This window comes from Methylobacterium sp. DB0501, from assembly GCF_011043735.1.
GTDB lineage: Bacteria > Pseudomonadota > Alphaproteobacteria > Rhizobiales > Beijerinckiaceae > Methylobacterium > Methylobacterium alsaeris.
In genome coordinates this window covers 149,369-171,643 of record NZ_JAAKGV010000008.1, presented here as the reverse complement: position 1 = coordinate 171,643, position 22,275 = coordinate 149,369, and the positions used below count along the sequence as shown (strand labels likewise).

The 22,275-nt window shown below is 71.7% G+C and carries 23 protein-coding genes and 2 pseudogenes; 12 read left to right on the top strand and 13 right to left on the bottom strand.

Annotated features, from left to right (window positions below; translation table 11 throughout):
* Window positions 1-725 precede the first annotated feature (725 nt).
* The 8 genes from G4G93_RS13925 to G4G93_RS13890 all read left to right on the top strand — a co-directional run bounded on the left by G4G93_RS13925 (window position 726) and on the right by G4G93_RS13890 (window position 7,532).
* Window positions 726-2,294 (top strand): PAS domain S-box protein, encoded by a 1,569-nt coding sequence (locus tag G4G93_RS13925; RefSeq protein WP_246736755.1) that lies wholly within the window; start codon window positions 726-728, stop codon window positions 2,292-2,294.
* Between the two features lie 7 nt (window positions 2,295-2,301).
* Window positions 2,302-2,910, top strand: coding sequence for a response regulator FixJ (fixJ, locus tag G4G93_RS13920; protein WP_165085084.1), 609 nt, complete (start codon window positions 2,302-2,304; stop codon window positions 2,908-2,910).
* A gap of 87 nt (window positions 2,911-2,997) precedes the next feature.
* Complete coding sequence (locus tag G4G93_RS13915; protein ID WP_165084995.1) at window positions 2,998-3,384, top strand: response regulator transcription factor; 387 nt, start codon at window positions 2,998-3,000, stop codon at window positions 3,382-3,384.
* A 616-nt stretch (window positions 3,385-4,000) separates the two neighbouring features.
* Window positions 4,001-4,783 carry a Crp/Fnr family transcriptional regulator gene (locus G4G93_RS13910; RefSeq protein ID WP_165084994.1) on the top strand — a complete coding sequence of 261 codons (783 nt, stop codon included), beginning with the start codon at window positions 4,001-4,003 and terminating at the stop codon, window positions 4,781-4,783.
* Window positions 4,784-5,244: 461 nt separating this feature from the next.
* The gene (locus G4G93_RS13905; RefSeq protein WP_165084993.1) at window positions 5,245-5,937 is read left to right on the top strand and encodes a helix-turn-helix domain-containing protein; all 693 of its coding nucleotides are present in this window, start codon (window positions 5,245-5,247) and stop codon (window positions 5,935-5,937) included.
* Window positions 5,938-5,979: 42 nt separating this feature from the next.
* Window positions 5,980-6,435: an ATPase inhibitor subunit zeta gene (locus G4G93_RS13900; protein ID WP_165084992.1), complete on the top strand. Its 456-nt coding sequence runs from the start codon at window positions 5,980-5,982 to the stop codon at window positions 6,433-6,435.
* Window positions 6,398-7,048 carry a BON domain-containing protein gene (locus G4G93_RS13895; RefSeq protein ID WP_165084991.1) on the top strand — a complete coding sequence of 217 codons (651 nt, stop codon included), beginning with the start codon at window positions 6,398-6,400 and terminating at the stop codon, window positions 7,046-7,048. Before G4G93_RS13900 ends, G4G93_RS13895 begins: the two co-directional genes overlap by 38 nt.
* Window positions 7,049-7,058: 10 nt before the next feature.
* On the top strand, window positions 7,059-7,532 hold the full coding sequence (locus tag G4G93_RS13890; RefSeq protein ID WP_246736754.1) for a hypothetical protein: 474 nt from the start codon (window positions 7,059-7,061) through the stop codon (window positions 7,530-7,532).
* A 130-nt stretch (window positions 7,533-7,662) separates the two neighbouring features.
* Here the strand turns inward: G4G93_RS13890 and G4G93_RS13885 are convergent, their stop codons facing one another.
* Window positions 7,663-10,263: a phosphoketolase gene (locus G4G93_RS13885; protein WP_165084990.1), complete on the bottom strand. Its 2,601-nt coding sequence runs from the start codon at window positions 10,261-10,263 to the stop codon at window positions 7,663-7,665.
* Between the two features lie 141 nt (window positions 10,264-10,404).
* Here G4G93_RS13885 and G4G93_RS13880 point away from each other — a divergent pair, with 141 nt between their 5' ends.
* The 3 genes and pseudogenes from G4G93_RS13880 (at window position 10,405) to G4G93_RS13870 (ending at window position 12,503) form a co-directional block, all read left to right on the top strand.
* Window positions 10,405-11,220, top strand: a complete 816-nt coding sequence (locus tag G4G93_RS13880; protein WP_165084989.1) for a universal stress protein — start codon at window positions 10,405-10,407, stop codon at window positions 11,218-11,220.
* A pseudogene (locus G4G93_RS13875) lies at window positions 11,220-11,546 on the top strand (c-type cytochrome); the annotation flags it as partial. The gene G4G93_RS13880 and the pseudogene G4G93_RS13875, both read left to right, overlap by 1 nt.
* 96 nt (window positions 11,547-11,642) lie before the next feature.
* Window positions 11,643-12,503 (top strand): universal stress protein, encoded by an 861-nt coding sequence (locus tag G4G93_RS13870; RefSeq protein ID WP_165084987.1) that lies wholly within the window; start codon window positions 11,643-11,645, stop codon window positions 12,501-12,503.
* 335 nt (window positions 12,504-12,838) lie between these two features.
* Here G4G93_RS13870 and G4G93_RS13865 read toward each other — a convergent pair whose 3' ends face one another.
* The 10 genes and pseudogenes from G4G93_RS13865 to G4G93_RS13830 all read right to left on the bottom strand — a co-directional run bounded on the left by G4G93_RS13865 (window position 12,839) and on the right by G4G93_RS13830 (window position 17,811).
* The gene (locus tag G4G93_RS13865; RefSeq protein WP_165084986.1) at window positions 12,839-13,288 is read right to left on the bottom strand and encodes a host attachment protein; all 450 of its coding nucleotides are present in this window, start codon (window positions 13,286-13,288) and stop codon (window positions 12,839-12,841) included.
* A 50-nt stretch (window positions 13,289-13,338) separates the two neighbouring features.
* The gene (locus tag G4G93_RS13860) at window positions 13,339-14,145 is read right to left on the bottom strand and encodes a universal stress protein (RefSeq protein ID WP_165084985.1); all 807 of its coding nucleotides are present in this window, start codon (window positions 14,143-14,145) and stop codon (window positions 13,339-13,341) included.
* A gap of 103 nt (window positions 14,146-14,248) precedes the next feature.
* A complete protein-coding gene (locus G4G93_RS13855; protein WP_165084984.1) occupies window positions 14,249-14,896 on the bottom strand; it encodes a BON domain-containing protein in 648 nt (215 codons plus the stop codon).
* Window positions 14,897-15,053: 157 nt separating this feature from the next.
* A pseudogene (locus G4G93_RS13850) lies at window positions 15,054-15,509 on the bottom strand (hypothetical protein); the annotation flags it as partial.
* Between the two features lie 134 nt (window positions 15,510-15,643).
* Complete coding sequence (locus tag G4G93_RS35940) at window positions 15,644-15,892, bottom strand: hypothetical protein (protein WP_246736753.1); 249 nt, start codon at window positions 15,890-15,892, stop codon at window positions 15,644-15,646.
* 10 nt (window positions 15,893-15,902) lie between these two features.
* Window positions 15,903-16,118: a hypothetical protein gene (locus G4G93_RS35935; RefSeq protein WP_246736774.1), complete on the bottom strand. Its 216-nt coding sequence runs from the start codon at window positions 16,116-16,118 to the stop codon at window positions 15,903-15,905.
* 86 nt (window positions 16,119-16,204) lie between these two features.
* Window positions 16,205-16,723 (bottom strand): ion channel, encoded by a 519-nt coding sequence (locus G4G93_RS35930; RefSeq protein WP_246736752.1) that lies wholly within the window; start codon window positions 16,721-16,723, stop codon window positions 16,205-16,207.
* A 78-nt stretch (window positions 16,724-16,801) separates the two neighbouring features.
* Window positions 16,802-16,996 carry a hypothetical protein gene (locus G4G93_RS13840; RefSeq protein ID WP_165084983.1) on the bottom strand — a complete coding sequence of 65 codons (195 nt, stop codon included), beginning with the start codon at window positions 16,994-16,996 and terminating at the stop codon, window positions 16,802-16,804.
* Between the two features lie 177 nt (window positions 16,997-17,173).
* Window positions 17,174-17,398, bottom strand: a complete 225-nt coding sequence (locus G4G93_RS13835) for a hypothetical protein (RefSeq protein WP_165084982.1) — start codon at window positions 17,396-17,398, stop codon at window positions 17,174-17,176.
* 44 nt (window positions 17,399-17,442) lie between these two features.
* Complete coding sequence (locus tag G4G93_RS13830) at window positions 17,443-17,811, bottom strand: hypothetical protein (RefSeq protein ID WP_165084981.1); 369 nt, start codon at window positions 17,809-17,811, stop codon at window positions 17,443-17,445.
* 446 nt (window positions 17,812-18,257) lie between these two features.
* Between G4G93_RS13830 and G4G93_RS13825 the strand changes: the two genes are divergently transcribed.
* Window positions 18,258-19,997, top strand: a complete 1,740-nt coding sequence (locus tag G4G93_RS13825) for a cache domain-containing protein (RefSeq protein ID WP_165085082.1) — start codon at window positions 18,258-18,260, stop codon at window positions 19,995-19,997.
* Here the strand turns inward: G4G93_RS13825 and G4G93_RS13820 are convergent.
* Both G4G93_RS13820 and G4G93_RS13815 read right to left on the bottom strand, forming a co-directional pair.
* The gene (locus G4G93_RS13820) at window positions 19,987-21,036 is read right to left on the bottom strand and encodes an ABC transporter substrate-binding protein (RefSeq protein WP_165084980.1); all 1,050 of its coding nucleotides are present in this window, start codon (window positions 21,034-21,036) and stop codon (window positions 19,987-19,989) included. The two genes, G4G93_RS13825 and G4G93_RS13820, sit on opposite strands and share 11 nt — an antisense overlap.
* Before the next feature lie 183 nt (window positions 21,037-21,219).
* A complete protein-coding gene (locus G4G93_RS13815) occupies window positions 21,220-22,269 on the bottom strand; it encodes a hypothetical protein (protein WP_165084979.1) in 1,050 nt (349 codons plus the stop codon).
* Window positions 22,270-22,275 lie beyond the last annotated feature (6 nt).

Below are 22,275 nucleotides of genomic sequence, written 5' to 3'. Positions count from 1 at the left end.
CGCGAGAAATATCAAATGACATTATTAAAGGCCTGTGGAATACGCACGCCGGTGCATCGAGCGGAGTTCGGCGATCCCGTCATGAGGACCGTTGTCCACAGACTTGGATGCGGTCGGGCTCCGCGCGCTAAGAGACCCGGGCCGAGTTGTCCTGTGCAGCACGAACGCGGCACTGTTGAGAGGCAGAGAGATGCCACGTCGAGGCCCGACGACGGGGCGGCTTCGTCTCGCCCACTCGGAGAAGTGCGGACGGCTCGCAGCGGAGCAACGACGACTGACTTGTCCGCTGCGACGGAGGCGGCGTTCGCGCTGCGGGTCGGGCGCGCCAGTGCTGTCATGTCGCCTTGCTCGGGAGGCGTCGATCACGCCGGTGCCTCGACTATTCGGAAACGAACATCGGCATTCCCAAGGTCAGGGCGGCCGATTTATTCTCACTCGAAGGGTTTCATGGCATGACGACCACGCCGCGGCCGGTTCGCCGTGCGCTTCCGACAGCAGGATCGTGACGGTCAATATACTCTACATTAGTATTAGACGCCTTACGGGGGCTGGCGATCTCCCATGCAGCGGCTGCCGATCCGTGACACGGTATGGGACGGAGAGGCTGCCGGGATTCATGACCATCAAATGACAGCCACAAGCGGGACTCACGAAGCGATAATGCTGGATGAAACAGGCCTGGTTTCCCGCTTCCGGATTGCGCGATGATCGACCCGGTGACCACAATGCCCGTGGATCCAGGCGGCGCCGACCTTCTCAGCACCGACGAACTCCACCACACCCTGGACGAGGTCGGCGTCTGCATCTGGTCGCTGGATCTGTCGACGTATCGGATCACCGTGTCCTCGGCGTGCTCGCGCCTCTTCGGCGTTCCCTCCGAGCGGCTGACATCCTTCTCCGCGACGCAGGACCTGGTGCATCCCGACGATCGCCGCCCCCGGGCGGACGCCATCGCGCGCACGCTGCGGGAGGGCGGCGCCTACGAGATCGATTACCGCGTCGTGCATCCCGACGGGGACACGTGCTGGCTTCGCTCCCGGGGGCGGGTCCTGCTCGACGCGGACGGCCGGGCCTGCCGGCATCGCGGCATCGTCGTCAGCATCGACGGGCAGAAGCGGGTCGAGGAGGACCTGCGCGCCCGCGAGGCGCATCTGCGCTCGATCCTCGATACGGTGCCGGACGCGATGGTGGTGATCGACGAGGCCGGCCTGATCCACTCGTTCAGCAGTGCCGCGGAGCGCCTGTTCGGCTACGCGGCCGAGGAAGCGGTCGGCCAGAACGTCCGGATCCTGATGCCGGAACCGACGAGGGCCGAGCATGACGACTACCTCGCGCGCTACCGTCGCACGCGGGAGCGCCGCATCATCGGCACCACCCGGGTGGTGACGGGGCGCCGGCGCGACGGCTCGACCTTCCCGATGGAGCTCGCGATCGGGGAGATGCGCTCGGGCAGGCAGGTCTTCTTCACCGGCTTCATCAACGACCTGACCGAGTACCAGCGGATCCAGGCCCGCCTGCAGGAACTCCAGTCCGAGCTCGTCCACGTCTCGCGGCTGAGCGCGATGGGCGAAATGGCTTCGACGCTCGCCCATGAGTTGAACCAGCCGCTCGGCGCCATCGCCAACTACGCCAGGGGCTGCAGCCGCCTCCTCACCCATCCCGATCCCGCCACCGTCGCCACGGCGGTGGATGTCCTCGACAAGGTCGCCGAGCAGGCGCTGCGGGCCGGCCAGATCATCCGCCGCTTACGCGACCTCGTGGCGAGGGGCGAGACCGAGCGGCGCGCCGAGCCGGTCGCGCGGCTGATCGAGGATGCCTGCGCCCTGGCCATGGTCGGCGCCCGCGAGCAGGGCATCGTCCTGCACCTCGCCCTCGACCAACGGGCCGGCTCTGTCCTCGCCGACCGGGTCCAGATCCAGCAGGTGCTGATCAACCTGATCCGCAACGCCCGCGAGGCCATGGCGCAGAGCCCTCGCCGCGAACTCGGCATCGGCGCGCGGCGCCTCGCCCCCGACAGGGTCGAGATCGCCGTCTCCGATACCGGACCCGGGATCGCCGAGGATGTGGCCGGACGCCTGTTCCAGCCCTTCGTCACCACCAAGCCGAGCGGCATGGGCGTCGGGCTCTCGATCTGCCGGACCATCAGCGAAGCGCATGGGGGGCGGCTGGAGGTCGAGCGCAACGGGGCCGGCGGCGCCACCTTCCGGCTGACCCTGCCGGCGACGCAAGAGGAGCCGGGCCATTCGGAGCCGGGCCATGGACAACCGGGCCATGGGGAGCGGGGCCATGGGTAGCGGGGCCATGGGGCTTGAGCTGGTACACGTGGTGGACGACGATCCCGCCATGCGGGACTCGCTCGCTTTCCTGCTCGAGACCGCAGGCTTCGCCGTGCGCCTCTACGACAGCGGGACCGAACTGCTCGAGCGGCTCGCGACCGTGGTCTCGGGGTGCATCCTGACCGATATCCGCATGCCCGGCATCGACGGCCTCGACCTCATCCGGCGCCTGCGCGAGACCGGAAACACCCTGCCCGTCGTGGTGATGACCGGCCACGGCGACGTGGCGCTCGCCGTGGAGGCGATGAAGCGCGGGGCCTGCGACTTCATCGAGAAGCCGTTCGACGACGAGGTGCTCCTGCGCGCCCTGCGCTACGCCCTGTCGCCGGGACGCACGGCCACGGCCGCCGATCCGGCCGTGCAGGACTTCCTGCGGCGGGTCGAGACCCTCAGCGAGCGCGAGCGCCAGGTCCTCGACCGCCTGGTCGCCGGGGCGACGAGCAAGGAGATCGGCCGCGCGCTCGACATCAGCCCGCGCACCGTGGAGATCTACCGGGCGAAGCTGATGGGCAAGACGCAGGCGGCCACGCTCCAGGACCTGGTGCGCCGGGCGGTGCTGGCCGGCCTCGCCTGACCCGCTTGAGGCAGGTCAAGGCGGGCCGCACCCGGGCAGCCGAGCATCGGGGCTCGCCTTCGCGCCTCGATCCTGACGGTCGGCCCCATGACGAGCGATCCTCCCATCTACGTCGTCGACGACGATCCGGCGATCCTGCACTCGACACGCTTTCTGTTCGAGAGCGAAGGGCACCGCGTCGAGACCTTCACCAGCGGGCCCGAGCTTCTCTCGGCTTTCCCCGGGCCGTGCCCGCTCTGCGTGCTGCTCGATCATGTCATGCCGGGGATGGACGGTCTCGAAGTCTGCCGGCGCCTGCAGGACCTCGACGCCCGCATCCCCATCATCCTGATCACCGGCCATCCCAACCCGCGCATCCGCACCCGTGCGCGCGAGGTCGGGGTGCCGCTCGTCGACAAGCCGCTCGCCTTCGACAGCCTGGTGGGCCTCCTCGCGGCCGGCCGCATCGCACCGGAACTCCGTGGACGGGTGTGAGAGTCCGTTCGATTGGTCTCTACAGATATTCGATCCACCGTGTCATTCCGGGCTCCGCTACGCGGCCACGGCATGACGAGGAGGGCGTGACGACTGCCGATCAAGTCAAGCAGGCTCTGCGCGAAGCCGATTTCCGCATCGCTGGGCGATTCCAAGCAATCGCCCAGCGATCGGTCGGAAACCCTATGACGCGCCCCGGCGGGGCAGCCCGCCGCGGGTGTTCGCGGGCGCGGCGGCTCTTCGCGGAGCGGCCCAGAGCGAGCCCGGGAGGGCACGACCCGCTTTCCCCGTTCCGGCTGAAGGTCGAGCCTGATGCCCCTGGCGCCCCGCGCCTTGATCCAGCGCAAGCCGACCCGCCGGCATCCGCGTCGGCGCCGCGAGGAGGCCCTCTCTCTCGGACAGATCGAGACGGTATGGATCTGCTACTTGAGATTGAGTAAAATATTAGTGCCTTCATCTCAAAGTATCGATTTAGGAATATCTCCTGGTCGGTCGCAACGTTGCCGCCGTGAATGAGATCACCTGATGGAGATAGGCCGAGTTGCAGAATTTGATTCAGGTCAATGCGTGGATACGTTGAGACATACATCCTCTCGGCGCAACGTCGAGGCCCGGCATGCCACAGCACCTCATTCGCAAGCTCGATCACTGCGTCGGCCTCTCGGGCGACGACCAGGACACGCTGACGCGGCTCGTTCGCGATGTCGCCTGGTTCAGTGCCGATCGGGACATGATCGACGAGGGAGCCGCGGTCCGGCAGGTCAGCGTCATCCTGGAGGGACGGGCCTGCGGCTACAAGCAGCTCGAAGACGGTCGCCGGCAGATCGTCGCCTATCTGTTTCCCGGCGACCTGTGCAGCACACCCTTCGTCTTTCCGACGATCATCAACTACTCGGTACGGTCGCTGACGTCCGTCCGCGTGGCCCGGATCGAGGGGCAGGACATCCTGTCGGCGATGCAGAGATCCGCCGGAATCGCGCGGGCCTTCTGGCTCGACACGCTCGCCACCGCCGCGATCCAGCGGGAATGGACGGCGAATGTCGGCCTGCGCACCGCCCGGGAGCGCATCGCCCATCTGCTCTGCGAGATCATGACCCGTCTTCGGGCGGTCGGTTTGGCCGATCGGGACAGTTGCACCCTGCCGCTGACGCAGGAGGACATCGGCGAGACCGTCGGTCTCTCGACCGTTCACGTCAATCGCATCCTGCAGGACTTGCGCGCATCGGGCTTGATCACTCTGAAGCGCCAGCAGCTTACCATTCCCGACTTCGCCGCCTTGCGGAGCGCCGCTCATTTCGACGGCAGCTATCTGTGCCACCCGCGTCCGGACCTCGACCGGAAATATGCGCCCGTTCCGCAGCAATTCGCGACCGCGATGGCCAGTCCCGCCCTGTCGTGACAGAATTTTCGTATGGCTCTTCCGTCAGAATAACGATCAAGTAAAATTATTATTTTCCGATCTTGCTTGATGTGATCGAAATTATTCATACCGTCATCGTCATTCCGGAGCCGCGTCGCGGAATCCGGAACGACATGGTTGATTGGATATTTTTAGGGGCCAATCAAGCAGCCTCTCATGCGCTTTCCTGTCGATCCCACGGCGATCGGGACGCCATCGCTTGCGCGAGGCCTGCATGGCAAGACAGGTCGCCGCGTCGGGCCGCGCGCGACCGGTCCGGATCGCGGCGGCACGACGTGAGCGCTCGGTACGTCACGGTCCCCGGACACACGCCGCAACGGCCCGCGCCGCACCTACGTACTTGTCCTTAAGCGGATCCGCTTAAGCGACCGACCGGAATTTCGGCACGACGACGAACCGGACACTCTCGACCTCGTCCAATCGGATGAGGAGCGCAACCGATGTCGCGAGAGATGGTCCTGGCCCCTGCCTTACGCCCGATCGTGAGCCCGCGCGCGCCGGTCGTGGACCGCGACGGCGCCGGCCTCTTCGCCGGTTGCCCCGAGCTCATCGGCACGCCCGCCGCCTACGGCCGCGAGGAGGAGATCTTCGGCGAGGGCGAGGAGGCCGAGAGCGTGTACCGGGTGCTGCAGGGCGCGGTCCGCACCCACAAGGTGCTGAGCGACGGCCGGCGCCAGATCACCGGCTTCCACCTGCCCGGCGACCTGTTCGGCTTCGAGCCGGGCGAGACCCACCGGCACACGGCCGAGGCCCTGACGGGGACCCGGGCCCTGGTCTTCAAGCGCCGGCAGGTCGAGCGGCTCGCCACCCATCGCGCGGAGGTCGCCTGCCAGCTCTGGAGCTTCGCGACCCGCTCCCTGCGCCACGCCCAGGACCACATGCTGCTGCTCGGACGCCGCTCGGCGCTCGAGCGCGTCGCCGCCTTCATGCTCGACGTCGACGAGCGCCTCGGCGGCACCGGCCTCTTCGATCTGCCGATGACCCGCCGCGACATCGCCGACTATCTCGGGCTGACCATCGAGACCGTGTCGCGCACGATCTCCCAGCTGGAAGGCGAGGGGGCGCTCCTGCGCACCGGCGGGCGGCAGGTCAGCCTGCGCCGCGGCCGGATGCACCGGCTCGTCGAGGATTGAGGGGCCCATCCGGTCCGCCGACGCACGAGAGGAGAGGCCGTCATGACGACGTTCGACGAACGCGAGCAGGCCTTCGAGCGCCGGTTCGTGCACGAGGAGGACAGGCGCTTCCAGGAGCGCGCCCGTCGCAACCGGCTCCTGGCGCGCTGGGCCTGCGCGCGGATGGCGCTCGGTCCCGACGACACCGCGCGCTTCACCGACACCTTCGTCGGGGAGACCGTGCCCCTCGACGACGAAGCGCTCCTGGCGCGCCTCGCCCTGGAACTCGCGGCGGCGGGCCGCGACGCGCCCGCCTCCGTGCTGCGCCGGGAGATGCAGCGTTGCGCCGGGCTCGCCCGGGCGGAGAGCCGCGTCGGCCTTGCGCTGGATCAAGGCCCAGCCCCGCAGCCCACCCAAGATCTCGACGACATCGCGACGAGCACGGCTGCGTCACCGGACGCCATGCCAGAGGGAGCACGCCATGACCGACAAGGATCTGCGCCGCGACGTCCTCGATGAACTCGACTTCGATCCCAGCCTCGACGCGGCCGAGATCGGCGTCGCCGTCTCGGGGGGCGTCGTCACCCTGACCGGACACGTCGGCAGCTACGCCGAGCAGGTCGCGGCTGAGCGCGCGGTGCGCCGGGTGAAGGGCGTGCGCGCCATCGCCCAGGAGATCGAGGTCCGCTTCTCCCAGGCCAAGAAGGTCCTGGACGACCAGATCGCCGCGCGGGCGCTGGCGATCATCGACTGGTCGGTGCACCTGCCGAAGGACGCGATCCAGGTCCGCGTCGCCAAGGGCTGGATCACCCTGACCGGGGCCGTGCCCTGGCAATACCAGGTGGCCGGGGCGGAGGCCGCCGTGCGCAAGCTGTCCGGCGTCGTCGGGGTGACGAACCTCATCGAGGTCCGGCCGGAGGTGCGGCCGAGCGCGGTCCGGAGCAAGATCCTGGAAGCCTTCCGGCGGAACGCTCTGCTCGATGCGGACGCGATCACGATCCGGGTCGAGGGAGACCGGGTCACCCTGGAGGGCGCCGTCTCGTCGCTCGCCGAGCGCGACGCGGCCGAGCGGGCGGCCTGGTCGGTCCCGGGCGTGCGCGCCGTCGAGGACCGCACCGTCGCCCTGACCTGAGGAGACGACCATGACCCATGGAGTACCGACATCCGACGCGCGGGCGCATCACCGCGGCGTCACCTCCGGCCCGGGCGGATCGGCCGAGCTGCACCGCGTGACGCTGACGCTGGCGCGCTGCCACGACTATCCCGACGGCAGCGCCGGGCGCGGCTACGACCTCGTCGCCCCCCTCGGGCCGGACGGCCGCCTCGACGCCGCCCTCTGGCGCGAGGCCCGCGACCATTGCCGCGTGCGCCGCTTCTGGACCGGCGAGCCGGACCGCCACGGCCGCCTGGTCCACCGGGCCGGCGGGGAGGGCGGGGCGACCTGGCTCATCGATTACGACGACCGCACGATGGAGGACGACGAGCCCGGCTACCGCCTCGGGACGCATGCCTTCGTGGTGGGCGAGTACGTCTCGATCCGCGACGCCGGCAGCGGCGATTTCCAGACCTTCATGGTCGCGTATGTGAGCGAAGCGGCGCCGGACCGGGAGCCGTGACCGTCCGGCGCTCCGCGGTGCCGGACCCGCGAGCTTTCACGGCCCATCGTGCCCTGCGGCGAAGTCGATGCGGCCGCGACGGGTCCGGTGCTTCCGGCATCAAGCTCCCGGCATCGCCCGGGGCGACGCGTCAGCGTCGCGGCTCGGGGACGATGGTCCAGCCGTCCACGGTCTCGCCGACGCCGGCGCCGCCCTGAGCCTTCGCCCCGGATTCCGGGTCGCCAATCCCGCCATCCCCCTGCCCACCATTCCCTTGCATGATGTCGCCCTCGATCCGGCGCGGATCGGGCTCCGTCGAACCGTGCCGCTCCGGCCAGGCCCAGTTGCGGATCTCCGGCAGGTCGTCGCCGGTCCGGCAGACATGGGCGCGGTGGGCGGCAAGCGCGTCCCGCAGGGCCTGCTCGGCATGGTCGCCCCGGGTGCCGAGGCGCCGCGGGACGGTGCGCAACGCGGCTTGCGCGAGGTGATGGCGGTCGAGCCGGTTCAGCACGCACATGTCGAACGGCGTCGTCGTGGTGCCCTCCTCGACGAAGCCGTGCACGTGGACGCTGACGTGGTTGCGGCGCCGGTAGGTCAGCCGGTGGATGAGCCAGGGATAGCCGTGATAGGCGAAGATCACCGGCCGGTCGCGGGTGAACAGGCTGTCGAAGGTGGCATCGTCCAGCCCGTGCGGATGCATTTCGGGCGAGGCCAGCGTCATCAGGTCGACGACGTTGACGACGCGCAGCCGCAGGTCCGGCACGTGCCGGCGCAGCCACTCGACCGCCGCCAGGGTCTCCTGGGTCGGCACGTCGCCGGCGCAGGCCATCACCACGTCGGGCTCCAACTCGCCCTCGTTGGAAGCCCAGGCCCAGATCCCGGCGCCCGCCGCGCAATGCGCGGCCGCCGCCTCGAGGTCGAGCCATTGCAGGGCCGGCTGCTTGCCGGCCACCACCACGTTGATGCGGTCGTGGGTGCGCAGGCAATGGTCCATGACGCAGAGCAGCGTGTTGGCGTCCGGCGGCAGGTAGATGCGGGCGGTGTCGCCGCGCTTGTTGGCCAGGAAGTCGATGAAGCCCGGATCCTGGTGGCTGAAGCCGTTGTGGTCCTGGCGCCAGACGTGGGACGACAACAGGATGTTGAGCGAGGGCACCGGCCGGCGCCAGGGCAGGGCGCGGGATCCCTTGAGCCACTTGGCGTGCTGGTTCACCATCGAGTCGACCACGTGCACGAAGGCCTCGTAGGTCGCGAACAGGCCGTGGCGGCCGGTCAGCACGTAGCCCTCGAGCCAGCCCTCGCAGAGATGCTCGCTCAAGACCTCCATCACGCGGCCGTCGCGGGCCAGGTGGTCGTCGCCCGGCAGGATCGGGCCCTGCCAGGCGCGGTTCGTGACGGAAAACACCGCGTCGAGGCGGTTGGAGGCGGTCTCGTCGGGTCCCATGATGCGGAAGTTGCGGGCCTCCGCATTGAGGACCAGCGTCTCGCGCAGGTAGGCGCCGAGGGCGCGCGTCGCCTCGGCCGTGACGCGGCCCGGCGCCGGCACGTCGACCGCCAGCGGCGCCAGCTCCGGCAGGCGCAGCGGCCGCGACCCGTGCCCGTTGGCGTGCGGGTTGGCCGAGAGGCGCCGCGGTCCCTCCGGCGGCAGGGCCGCGAGGTCCGGTGCCGGGGCACCGTCCGCCGTGAACAGCTCCTCCGGCCGGTAGGAGCGCATCCAGCATTCCAGGATCGCGAGGTGCTCCGGGTTCTCGCGCACCGACGCGACCGGGACCTGATGCGACCGCCACGTTCCCTCGACGGGCTTGCCGTCGACCGTCCTCGGCCCGGTCCAGCCCTTCGGGCTGCGCAGCACGATCATCGGCCAGCGCGGGCGCCCCGTCGCGCCGCGCCGCGCCCGCTCCCGGATCGCCGCGATGGAATCGAAGACCGCCTCGAGGGCGCCCGCCATCGCCTGGTGCATCGGGCCGGGCTCGTGACCCTCGACGAAGACGGGGGCGTAGCCGTAGCCGACGAGCAGGCTCTCCAGTTCGTCCCGCTCCAGGCGGGCGAGCAGCGTCGGGTTGGCGATCTTGTAGCCGTTGAGGTGCAGGATCGGCAGGACCGTACCGTCGCGCAAGGGATCGAGGAACTTGTTCGAATGCCAGGAGGCGGCGAGCGGGCCGGTCTCCGCCTCGCCGTCGCCGACCACGCAGGCGACGGTCAGGCCCGGTGCGTCGAGGGCGGCCCCGAAGGCGTGGGCGAGCGCGTAGCCGAGTTCGCCGCCCTCGTGGATCGAGCCCGGCAGATCCGGCGAGGCGTGGCTCGGGATGCCGCCCGGAAACGAGAACTGCCGGAACAGGCGCGCCATCCCGTCGGCGTCGCGCGGCACGTCCGGATAGACCTCGCCGTAGGTGCCTTCGAGCCAGGCATTCGCGACGAGGCCGGGAGCGCCGTGGCCGGGGCCCCAGACCGCGATCATGTCGAGGTCGCGCTGGCGGATGACCCGGTTCAGGTGAGCGTAGATGAAGTTCAGACCCGGCGTGGTGCCCCAATGCCCGAGCAGCCGAGGCTTGACGTCCTGCGGGGCGAGCGGCCGGCGCAGCAGCGGGTTGTCCATCAGGTAGATCTGCCCGACCGACAGGTAGTTGGCGGCACGCCAGTAGGCGTCGATCTCGCCGAGGGCCTGCGGTCCGAGCGGACCGGGCACGAAGGCGAGGCCGGGCTCCCGGTTCCGCTCGCCGCCGGTCCGCGCCGCGCCCGTGTTCGTCTCCCGCATGTCGGCCTCCCGATACCGCAGATCCCGGGCGAGCCTGCCGGCGGAGCGGCCCGTCGGCCTTGAGGTGCATCAAGGCTCCGAGCGAGGGCACGCGGGAGACTGGTCCCGGCGGGGCGACACGCCCCGGCAGCGGAGACGGTCATGACGCTCACGTCCATCATGGTGTCCGTCGATCTCGGGGCGCCTTGCGCGGATCGCGTCCAGCTCGCGGCCGAGCTCGCCGCGTCTCACGCGGCACGGCTCGTCGGCGTCGCCGCCTGCCCGGTTCCCGTCGTCGTGCCGGCCCGCGACGGGATCGCGGCCGAGCGGCTCTACGACGCCGAGGAGGAGCGGGCCCGCGAGCGGCTGGACACCGCCCGGGCCCTGTTCGAGCGCGAGGCCGGCCCGGCCGCGAAGCGCGCCTGGTGCGCCGGCCTGGCCTCGCCCCTGGCCTATGCTGCCGAGCAGGCCCGCGCCGCGGACCTCGTGGTCGTCGGGCGGCACGGGCCCGGCGACGGGGATCCGGGCCCGATGGGCGTCGCCCCGGGTGCCCTGCTGATGGAGGCCGGCCGTCCCGTCCTGGTGGCGCCGCCGGGCCTGGAACGGCTCGCGCCCAAGCGGGTGGTCGTCGCCTGGAAGGACACGCGCGAGGCCCGCCGCGCCGTCCACGACGCCCTGCCGCTCCTCGTCGGCGCCGAGCGGGTCTGCGTCGTGGCGGTGGGGCCCGACGCCCATCACGGGGGAGCGGAGGCGACGGCGCGCTACCTGTCCGGGCACGGCCTCACCGCCACCACCCACCTGCTGCCGGGCCCGGTCCTGTCGGTGGCCGACGAGCTGCTGCGCTTCTGCGAGCGCGAGGGGGCTGACCTGCTGGCGACGGGCGCCTATGGCCACTCGCGCCTGCGCGAATGGGTGTTCGGCGGCGTCACCCGCGACCTCCTGCGCACGACACCCCTCTGCTGCCTGATGAGCCACTGATGCGCATCCGCCTCCCCCTCGCGGCGGGCGCCGCCGCGCTCCTGGCCCTGGCCGCGTCCCTGCCGGCGCGGGCCTGGGACCGGCAGGTCGAGCAGGGCCGGACGCTGGCGCGTGCCCACTGCGTCCGCTGCCACGCCGTCGGGCGCGCGGACGTCAGCGCGCTCTCCGCCGCGCCGCCGTTCCGCGAACTCCACACCCGCTACCCCGTCGAGGACCTGGCGGAGGCGCTGGCCGAGGGCATCCGCACCGGCCATCCGAGCATGCCCGAGTTCCGGTTCGACCCGGACCAGGCGCAATCCCTCATCGCCTACCTCAAGTCCCTCGAACCCAAGCCCCCCGATTCCAAGTCCTCCGAAACCAAGTCCTCCGAAACCAAGTCCTCCGAAACCAAGTCCCCCGAACCATAGCCGGAGGATCCTCCGATGTTCCTGCGCTGCCTCCTCGTCCCGACCGCTCCCGGCCTCGACCCGACCCGCCGGCTCGACGCCGCCCTGCGCCTCGGCCGGCGCCTGCACGCCCATATCGGCGTCGGCTTCATCGCTCCGGGTCCGGAGAACGTGCTCGCGGCCCTGGCCGGCACGGCGCCGGTCAGCAGCGTCACCGTCGCGGCGATCAAGGAGGGCATGCGCGCCGCCGCCGCCGAGGGCCGGGCGGCGCTCCAGGCCTGGTGCGCGCGCGAGGGCGTGCCGTTCATGCCCGAGGTCGAGCGTCTGGACGCCACCTTCGCCACCTGGACCGAGTGGTCCGGCGAGGTCGAGCGCGTGCTGACGCTGGCCGGCCGGGTCGCCGACCTCGTCGTCGTCGACCGGCCCGACCCCGCGCAGGCCTTCACCGGCCGCGCCCTCGACACCGCCCTGTTCTCGGTCGGGCGGCCCGCCCTGATGGTCGGGGAGGCGGTCCCGCACGATCTCCTGGAGCATGTGGTGATCGCCTGGAACGGCAGCCTGGAGGGGACGCGCCTGGTCGGCCAGTCGATCGCGCTCCTGCACGCGGCGAGCCGGGTCACCGTGGTGCAGGCGCGCACGGAGCGCGTCGAGGAGGCGAGGGCCGCGGACCTGTGCGCCTACCTGCGCTGGCACGGCATCGTGGCGCAGGCCCGCACCTTGGCGGTCGGGGAGGGCACGTCCGTGGGCGCCGCCATCCTCGATGCCGCCGAGAGCTGGGACGCCACCCTGCTGGCGATGGGCGCCTACACCCACAGCCGGGTGCGCGAGTTCCTGCTCGGCGGCGTCACGCGCCACGTGATCGAGACCGCGCGCATGCCGGTGCTGATGGCCCATTGATACCGACGGTCGTCGGAAACGACCTTCGGTTCCGGTCTCGAATGCTCGCCAGGCCCGAGGCCCCGGACGTCCGGGCTCGGCGCCGAAAATTCGAGACGGGTCGACGGCCCCGTCGATCTCGGGTCTGCCCGGGATCGCATCGATGCGCCGGCATCCTGGGCCGATGGCATGAGAGGCTTCCCGACCGGTGGCAGCAGCGTCGCGAGAGACGTTTCGATCCCGCTCGCGACCTCAGGATGGGGGTGCGGGTGGGACGAGGCATCGCGTCCAGCCGACAGGCTCCGGGTCGCACGACGACGGCGTCACGGGACCGGCGGCCGCGGGTCATCCGGGGGTCAGCGGGCGCAGAGATGCCGCTGGATCTCGCTCACCGTGGTCTTCGTCAGATCCTGGTCGATCTCCGCCACGACGACGCGCCGGAGCCGCTCGGGCAGGGCGAGGCGCAGGGCGGCGAGGATGCGCGGCGGGGCGACGACGACCAGGGCCGAGACCGGCCCGGCGACGCGCTCGAGCCCGGCCGCGACCTCGGCGGCGAAACGCTGCTCGGCCTGCTCGTGCCGGTCCGTCTGCTCGATGGCGCTGCGGCGCTCGTCGACCCGGACCCGAGGCGGCCGGTCGGTGCCCTGCTCGCGGGCCGGCGGGTTGGGCGGCGCCTCGATCGCGTGCCGGACCTGGAGGTCCGGGTTGAGCGGGTATCCCTCGTTGCGCAGCACCAGGGCCTTCCGGCCGTCGGCGACGAGGACGCATCCGCGATGCGGGATCAGGAGGGGAGGCTTCGCGATCATCCGGTCGCTCCCGCACATCTCTACAGCGACATCTCTGCCAACCTCGGGCTTCAGTGGCTCATCAGGCAGCAGACCGGGCTGCCGGCCATGAGGTCCCGGGTGACCCCGCCGAAGGCCCATTCGCGCAGGCGCGAATGGCCGTAGGCCCCCGCGACGACGAGGTCGGCGCCGTGCTCGGCGGCGGCGTCCGTGAGCGCCTCGGCGACCGTGGTGCCGGTCGCGTCCGGCGCCACGGCCTGCGTCGCGATGCCGTGGGCCCGCAGCAGATCGATGAGATCCTGCGGGTCGGCCGCCCCGAACCCGTCATCGACCGAGGCGATCACGACCTGGGAGGCCCGTGTCAGGAACGGCATGGCGTCCCTCACCGCCCTGCGGGCCTCGCGGGTGTACTTCCACCCGATCAGGACGCGCCTGGCCTCGAGGCGGTCGATGCCCGGCGGCACGATCAGGACCGGCCCTCCGAGCTGCATCGCGAGATCGCCCGGGTCGATCGCGAAGGATGACGACGCCTCCCGCCGGCCGACGACGACGAGGTCGGCCGCGGCCGCCTGCGCGAGCAGGAAGGGAAGCGAGGGGCCGAGATTCGATCGCCATTCGCCGCGCCGCCCCCGGCCGATCTCCGCCTCGAAGACCGCGTGCGCCCGCGTGAGGTCGTTCATGACGATCTCGCTCGCGGCCGCCAGCGCGTAGGTGCCCCCGAGCGTCGGGCCGACCGGGGGAACCCCGAAGGGCGGCTCGTCCGCCGCGACGCCGATCAGGCCGGCCCCGAACTCATCGGCGAGATGGCCGGCGAGGCGCAGGCGCTCGCGCGCCGCGGCCTTGAGGTCGACGGCCACCAGGATGCTGGCGAGTGTCATGCGGGCGCTCCGATCGATCTGCCCTGGGTCGCGGCTCGGGACGGCAGCCCGCCCGCACCGCGGCCCAGGCGCGGGGTTCAGGCGCGGGGTTCAGGCGCGGGGTTCAGGCGACGGTCAGCCGGTCCACGACGGCGCGGACGCCGGGGGCGGACCACGCCGCGCTCTCCGCCAGCTTGAGCTCGTGCCAGGCATGCACCTTGCCCTCGAGCGTCACCTGCGCATCCTTGACCGTCACCCGGATCGCGTCGGCTTCGACCTCGGCGCTGCGCTTGAGCGCCGCCTCGATCTTCCTGCGCACGTCGGCCGCGTCCGCGCGCGGGGTCACGTCGATCATGTTGACGATGCCGGCGACGCCCGTCAGCCGCTTCAGCGCGGCGCGCGCCTCCTCCTTCTGGTACTGCCACTCGACCTCGCCGGTCAGCGTCACCCAGCCGTCCTGCACCTTCACCTGCACGGCGTTCTTCGGCACGGTCACGGCCCAGTCGAGCATCTGCACCGCCCGGTGGGCCAAGTCCTCGTCGCGCGGCGGCGCGTCGCCGGCGAAACGGACCTTGATCTCCTCGACGACGCCGCGCACGCCGCGCACCTTGCGGGTGGCCTTCTCGGCGGCCACGCGCTCGGTGTAGCTCGCGACGTGCCCGCTGAGCGTGACGATGCCGTCCTCGACCGCGACGCCGATCCCGGCGGCGTCGATGCTCGGATCGAAATCGAGTTCGTCGATGACGTTCTGGCGGATCGTCCTGTCACTCATCAGTGCCTCCATGATCCCGTCCGGGTCGGGGCCGATCGAGATCCCGACACGGCCCGGGGTGAAGCTCGGCGGGGTTGCCTGGCGCAGCTCTGCCTTGCTCGTTGCTCTGCATCATTGCCGTCGCCGAACCGGCGACCGCGTCGGGGAACGATGCTGAGGCCCGGCAGGCGGCCGGACATTGATCCAGCGCAAGGGCGCCGCCGGCCGGCCGCCGGTCCGCCATCGGGCAGGCCGGCCCGTCCCGCCGCGCGCCCGGACCCGCACGGCAGGCGGCGACGGTCCGGATCATCTCGCCCGCCCCGAAGAGGCGGTCGAGGAGGGGCACGTCTTCGAAGGCCCGGGGGACCCGCGCCGTCCCGGCGATCAGGGCGAAGGGGATGCCGCGCCGCCGCAGCGCGCAGGCGAGCGGGAAGCCGGAGCCCCGGTTCAGGTCCGCGCTGACCACGGCGAAGTCGGGGGGCGCCGCATCCAGGCTCGCCAGGGCGTCGGCGCAGGTGCCGTAGGGGCCGCTGACCGCGCAGCCCGCATCGGCCAGCACGTCCTCCAGCCACAGGCCCGGCAGGGCCTGCGGCTCGGCCACCAGCACGACCGGCGCGGATGTCGTCGTCAGCATCGTCTGATCTCTCCTGGTCCGGGTTCCCTGCCCCCGTGCAGCCGCGCCCGGGATGGAGGGGCGGGCGCGCGTCGCGCGGGATCGAGACCTGCACGTTCGAGGAGGCGGGCGCCGCGAGGCTGCAGCCCCCCGTCTCAAACCCTCGCAGAGGCGGCGGCGTCCGACAGGATCCCGCGTGCCACCTTCAGGGCGGCGTCGAGGTCGTTGCGATCCGTGCCGTAACGCCGGCGCAGCGACTCGAGCCAGGGCGCGGATCCGTCATCCGCCGCCGGGATCTCGGAGAACGGCACGTGGTACATCCCGTCGAGCGCTTCGATTCCGTAGGCCGTCACGGCCCATTGCCGCCCCTGCCAGGTGACGGGTTCGCCGAGGTCGTGGTTCATCGCGGCCTCCTCATGCGGCCCGTTCGGTCACGACCGTGACCTCGCAACCGTCCGCCCGCAGACGCCAGTCGACGACGCCGGCGGTCTCGCAGAACAGGGTCTTGGCCATGGCGAGGGCCGAGACCGGACAGGGGGCGGTGACCACGGCCTGCTGCTGGACGACGCGGCGGTCGTGGCCGGTATCGTCCGAGACGAGCTTGTGGAAGGTCACGAGGTATTCGCGCAGCATCGTCCATCTCCGTCTGCCGGATGCGGGATCGTCGGCGCAGCCGGGAGCCGTGACCTTGATCCCGCGCAAGGTCGCGGCATGGTTCAAGGCTCCGCCGAGGGTGAGAAGGTGGCGGCCCGGCCCGGCTCCGCCGCCTCGCGGCCGCCTCGCCCCGGGGCCTTCCGCGCGGACCTCCTGCCGTGCAGCGGCCAGTAGCGCTCCATCGCCAGGTAGGTGAAGGAGGCGGACCATCCGATCAGCAGCAGGCCGTTGAGCGCCTCGACCCCGGTCAGGAGCCGGGCATGGCCGAGGGGGGCGTGATCGCCGTAGCCGAGCGAGGTGTAGGCGACGACGGAGACGAACAGGCAATCCTCGAAGGTCTCGACGGGCACGCCCGAGAACGCGCCGAGACCGAGCCGGAGCACCAGCAGCCAATAGGCGCCGGCATAGATCCAGACGGCCATCGTGTGCCCGACGAAGGCGGCAAGCACCACGACGATGATCCGCGTGCGGGGCGGCACCGGCAGCTCGGCGAGGTGCTCCGAGGTCAGCCGCAGGGTCTCGTAGAGCGCCAGGATGGTGACGGCGACGAGGACGACGCTGGCGCACAGCACGACGAGCATGGTTCGGCCCCTCTTGCGGAACGCCGCCGCACCGTCGGCGGCGCCGCGCGCCTCGTCCCGCCGTCTCCTTGTCGAGCGTCAGAGGACGACCCGGAAAAGCACCGTCACCAGGAGGGACGCGGCGACGGCGATGAGGAGCGCGTGGGCGCTCCCGATCGTCCGGTACCGGTACCCGTCCTCGACCGTCCCGGCGGCGTCCTGCATCGGCGGCGGCCGGACGCGGCCCCTCGGCACCGGCACCGTGCGCGGGCGCAGCGTTTGGGTTGGGTTCATGGCCGGCATCGTCGTCGCCTCCCGTGTTGGACACGGCGGCCATGGTGGCGAGACGGGCGGCGGCGGCCTTGATCCAGCGCAAACGGCGTTCGGCGAAGCGACGTCCGGTGAGCGCGAGGGCCACTGCGCTCCGGGTCCCGCAGCGCGCAGCCGGATCCCGACGTCGGTATCCCGGGATCAGTCCTGGACCGGACGGTCGCCGATCAGCTCGACGGCGGGCCCTGTTTCGGGCGGCGGATCCATCCGTCCGCGCACCACCGCGCCGCACAGGTTCACCAGGCAGACCAGCACCAGCCCGAGCACGAGGGTGACGTCGTCGGGTCGATGCCGGAAGGCACGGATGATCGCGCAGCCGGCCGTGAAGGCTGCCGCGAGAAGAAGGGTGAGAGGATCGGTCATCATGGCGACATGCAATGGGAGGAGGCCGTCCCGACGGTGCCGGGCGATCAGGTCGGATCGGCGCGCGACATCGTCCGCAGGCGCCAGAGCCCGGCGAGAGCCGCGACGATGAGGGCGAACCCGAAGCCGAGATGGGCCAGGAGGGGAAGGGGAGCGTGCCGGAACCCGAGCAGCCAAGGGGCGGCGCAGGTCCAGAGGCCGACGAGGGCGAGGCCGGACTCGCCGCGATCGGTGGTCCGCCTCAGGGAGAGTGCCGCCAGGGCGGCGGCAAGACCTGCGCACGCCCAGAGATTCAGGGTCGGACGCGCCTCCGCCAGGAAGCCGAGGAGCCAAGGGGTCGACGCCATCCCGGCCGCCAGCAGCATGGTCCAGACGACCAGGAAGATATCTTCCGCGGCATTGTCGGTGGCGTCCATGATACGCCGATCTGCTGCATGAAGGCAGTCTGCCGATCGTGAGACTGGGGCAGATGCTCGCGAACGTGTTGACATGCATCAATCGTGGAGGCGGTCGGGCTCCTCGTCGGGCCGGTCGAGGAATCCGGACGCGACTTCGGCCGGTCGGGCGGCCCGGCAGGGGGCGCGGCCCGGGCACGGGCAAGCCAAAGCGAGGTTCCGGTCGAGCCCGTCGGCAGCGCGATGCCGCCGAAACCCACTGATGCCTGGGGCGCGATGCACGGTGCGGCCGGGTATCGAGGATCGGGTGGCGCCCGTCTCGATGCATTCGATTGACAGCCGCTCCGAACGGGCGAAGCATCGCCGCGCTCGGAGCCGGAGCGGCGTCGCCCCGCAGGACAGGCGTTCCGCTCGTCCGGCCATCCGGCCGGGTCGCCGCAAGGAACACGATCTGAGGCGTGCAGGTCATGGTCACGCTCGCGGCCGATCCGCGCCGCTCGCTCTTCGCGAAATACTGCGTCGTGCTCTTCACGGCGGTGGCGCTGCCCCTGTTCGCGAATGCCGGCCTGGAGGCGTGGTTCGGCTACCGCGACCGGCGCGACCAGCTCCACGCGCTGCTCGGCCTGGAGGCGCGCGACGCCGCCTTGCGCATCCAGGGTTTCCTCGACACGATCCGCGAGCAGCTCGGCTGGATGGTGCAGCTGCCCTGGAACCCGGCCGCGGAGGAGCGCCAGCGGCTCGACGCCCTGCGCCTGCTGCGGCAGGTGCCGGCGATCGCGCAGCTCACCCTCGTCGACGGGGAGGGGCGCGAGCGCCTGCAGGTCTCCCGCGTCAGCCTCAACCGCGCCGGACCGGGCACCGACCGCGCGGGGGACCCGGCCGTGGCCGGGGCGCGGGCCGCCCGGGTCTGGTACGGGCCGGTGACCTATCATCGCGGCTCGGAGCCCTTCATGACGATGGCGGTGGCGGGCAACCGGGCCTCCGTCGGCGTGGCCCTGGCGGAGATCAACCTCAAGCTGATCCGGGACGTGATCTTCGGGATCCGCGTCGGCGAGACCGGGCAGGCCTACGTGCTCGACCGTCCCGGCCGGCTCGTCGCCCATCCCGACCTCAGCCTCGTCCTGCGCGGTGACGACGACCCGGCGGCCCGCGCCCTCACGACCCTGCGCGAGGTCGTGCGCGCCGCCGGCGGCGCTGCGCCGGGCCTGGACGCCGCCGGGCGCAGCGTGATCGCGGCGGCGGCGTCCATCCCGGGCGTCGACTGGACGGTGGTGGTGATGCAGCCGGCCGCGGAGGCGTTCGGGCCGATCGTGCGGGCGCTCCTGCGCACCGGCGCGCTGATCCTCCTCGGTCTCCTGTTCGCCGCTGCCCTCGCCTACGGGCTGGCCCGCCGCATGACCGGCCCGATCCGGCTGCTCGAGCACGGCACGGAGCGGATCGGCGCGGGGGATTTCGCGCACCGCATCGCCATCGCCTCGGCGGACGAGCTCGGCCGGCTCGCCGCGCGGTTCAACGTCATGGCGGGCGAACTGGCGCTGTCGCAGGAGCGCCAGGAGCGCATCGCGCGGCTGCGGCGCTTCCTCGCTCCCCAGGTCGCCGAGCTGGTCGAGAGCTCCGGCGACGACGGCGTTCTCCAGGGGCGGCGCGTCGAGGTCGCGGTGGTCTTCGGGGACCTGCGCGGCTTCACGGCCTTCTCGGCCGGCTCGCCGCCCGAGACGGTGATGGCGGTCCTGGGCGACACCTTCGAGGCCCTCGGCGGCGCGATCACCGCCCACGGCGCCACCCTGGTCACGTTCACGGGCGACGGCCTGATGGCCCTGGTGGGCGCGCCCGTGCCGGTTCCGGATCCGGGTCCGGCCGCGGTGCGGCTCGCGGTCGCCATGCAGGAGGCGGTCCGGCCGCTCGCCCGGGCCTGGGAGACCAGAGGCTTCCGCCTCGGCTTCGGGGTCGGCGCCGCGATGGGGCCGGCGACCGTCGGGCGGATCGGCTGCGAGGGACGCTCCGACTACACGGCGATCGGGCCGGTGGTGAACCTCGCCGCCCGGCTCTGCGCCACCGCGGCGGATGGGCAGATCCTGATCGATATCGGCCTCGCCGAGGCCGCGCGCGGGCACTGCGCCGTCACGCCGCTCGGCGCGCGGCCGCTGAAGGGCCTCGCCGGCGAGGTGCCGGTCTTCGGTGTCGCGCCGCCCCGGCTCACTCGATGACCGTGTCGGCGGAGCTGAGGAGCGCGGGCGGGACGGTCACGCCGAGGCCGGCGGCGGCCTTGAGGTTCACGAACAGCTCGACCTTCGTGACGAGCTGCACCGGCAGGTCGGCGGGCCGCTCGCCCCGGAGGATCCGGCCGGCATAGAGGCCGGCCAGCCGGTGCGTCTGCGTGAAGTCGCCGCCATAGCTCATCAGCCCGCCCGCCAGGGGGAAGTCCCGGGTCTGCGTGACCGCCGGCAGGGCGTAGCGGAGCGCGAGGTCGGCGAGCAGCCGGCTGCGCAGGGCGAAATAGGGATCGGAGGTGAAGACGAGCCCCCCGGGCCGCCGCGCGGCCGCGGCCGCGACGATCGGCTCGAAATCCGCCTCGCCGCCGACCGGCGAGGCGCGCAACTGCACGCCCAGGGTCTCGGCGGCCTCGTGCAGGGACCGCAGCTGCGCGGGCGCGGTCGGGCTCGCCGGATTGAACGCCACCGCGAAGGTCGTGGCGGCCGGGACGGCTTCGTGCAGGAATTCCAGCCGCTTGCGCGAGACCTCGACGCTCAGGCTGGACACGCCCGTGACGTTGCCGCGCGGGCGCGCGAGATCCTGGACGATCCCGAGCGCGACCGGGTCCCCGCCCATCTCGAAGACGACCGGGATCGTCGCGGTGGCGGCCATCGTGGCAGTGGCGGCCTTGGCGGCGAGCGCGACGGGTGCGCCACCGGGCGCGGCCAGGACCGCGACCCGGCGCTCGACCAGCTCCCGCGCGAGCCCGGGCAGCCGCTCGTAGTGCCCCTCGGCCCAGCGGAACGCGATCGCGACGTCGCGCCCCTCGACGAGCCCCGCCTCGGCCAGGCCCTCCCGGAAGGCGGCGAGCCGGCTGGCGAAGGGCTCGGGCGATTCGGGACCGAGATAGCCGATGACCGGCAGGGCCGGGCTCGGCTGCGCCCACGCCCGGCGCGGTGCGAGCAGGCCGCTACCGAGCCAGGCGAGAACCTCGCGCCGCCGCGTTCGCGGGGCGGCGCGTGGATCCCCGGCGCACCGGCGCAGCGTGGTCATCCCAGCTCGTCCGAGACATCTCGATACGGCTGCGACTATGAGGGCACGCGGCCGGCGCCGAATTCAGAATTGACACTCGCCCGGCCCCGATCCCTGGCCGCAGGCTCGCGACGTCCGGGGATCCGGCACCCGGGAGCACGCCATACGGCGTCCGATCGATGGCTTCGAAATCCGGACTTCGTATCACTCCTTCGCCAGCGCGTCGGCGAAGGCCGCGATCCGGTTGCGGGCGTAGGTCGGCAGGCCGGCGCTGATCGAGGTGCCGGTGTTGAACGAGGAATTGCCCGTCAGCACCTGGGCCGGCAGCAGGTTGCGCAGCACCGGCACCCGCTCGTACTCCTTCTTGCGGTCGAGCACGTCGGCCTTGATGCCGAGCGTCATGTAGGCGGTCACCACCGTCTTGTCCGGGTCGTTGGCTGCCGGTTGCAGCACCGCCAGGAACTTGCCGAAGCGCAGGATCTGGTTGACCCAGAAGATGTTCTGCTCCATCGCACCGGCCACTGGCGCCTCGATCTTGGTGAGCTGGACGAGCTTGGCCCCCTCGTCGGGCGGCAGCACCCGCAATTCGCTCTGGAACGAAACGAACTCGGCGATCTTCTTGCCCCCGTCCTCCAGCTTGTTGGCGAGCTTGACCCCGAGCGGCAGCTTGCCCTCGAGGTCGTAGCGCGACTCGATGCAGGTGGTGTCGGGCGCCTCGCACCACGGCCGGTCGGGCCGGCGGGCGAAGGCGGCGGCCGGGTCCTTGGTCGGGGTGGCGTCGGCGGGGCTCAGGGCCTTGTGCTTGATCGCCGGGTCCATCCGCGACACGAACGGGATCGTGGCGAAGCGCTTCAGGTCGATGCGGTCCGCACTCCTGGGCACGATGAACCGCGCCTCGGCGACGTAGACCTTCAGCGCCTCGTGCCGAGGCTTCGCCACGCCGTTGACGGTCTGGACGTAATCCGGCTCGGCGTAGGCCGGGTGAGGGGAGAGCAGGGCCTTCTGGGCCGGGCTGCGCTTGCCCCATTCGGTGAAGGGCACGAGCCCGCTCTCCGGGCTCGCCGGGTTGTCGCGGTGGTCGGTGAACGCGATGCTGTTCGGGGCGATCCCGGCCGGGTCGAGGCCGGTCACCGCCGGCACGTCCTTGGTGCGGTACTCGGCGAGAGCGGGGGAAACGGCGAGCGTCGAGGCCGCGAGGGTCGCGGCGAGCACGAGCGAGGTGAGGCGCGGGCGCGCCGTCAGGCTGTCACGCACGGAAAA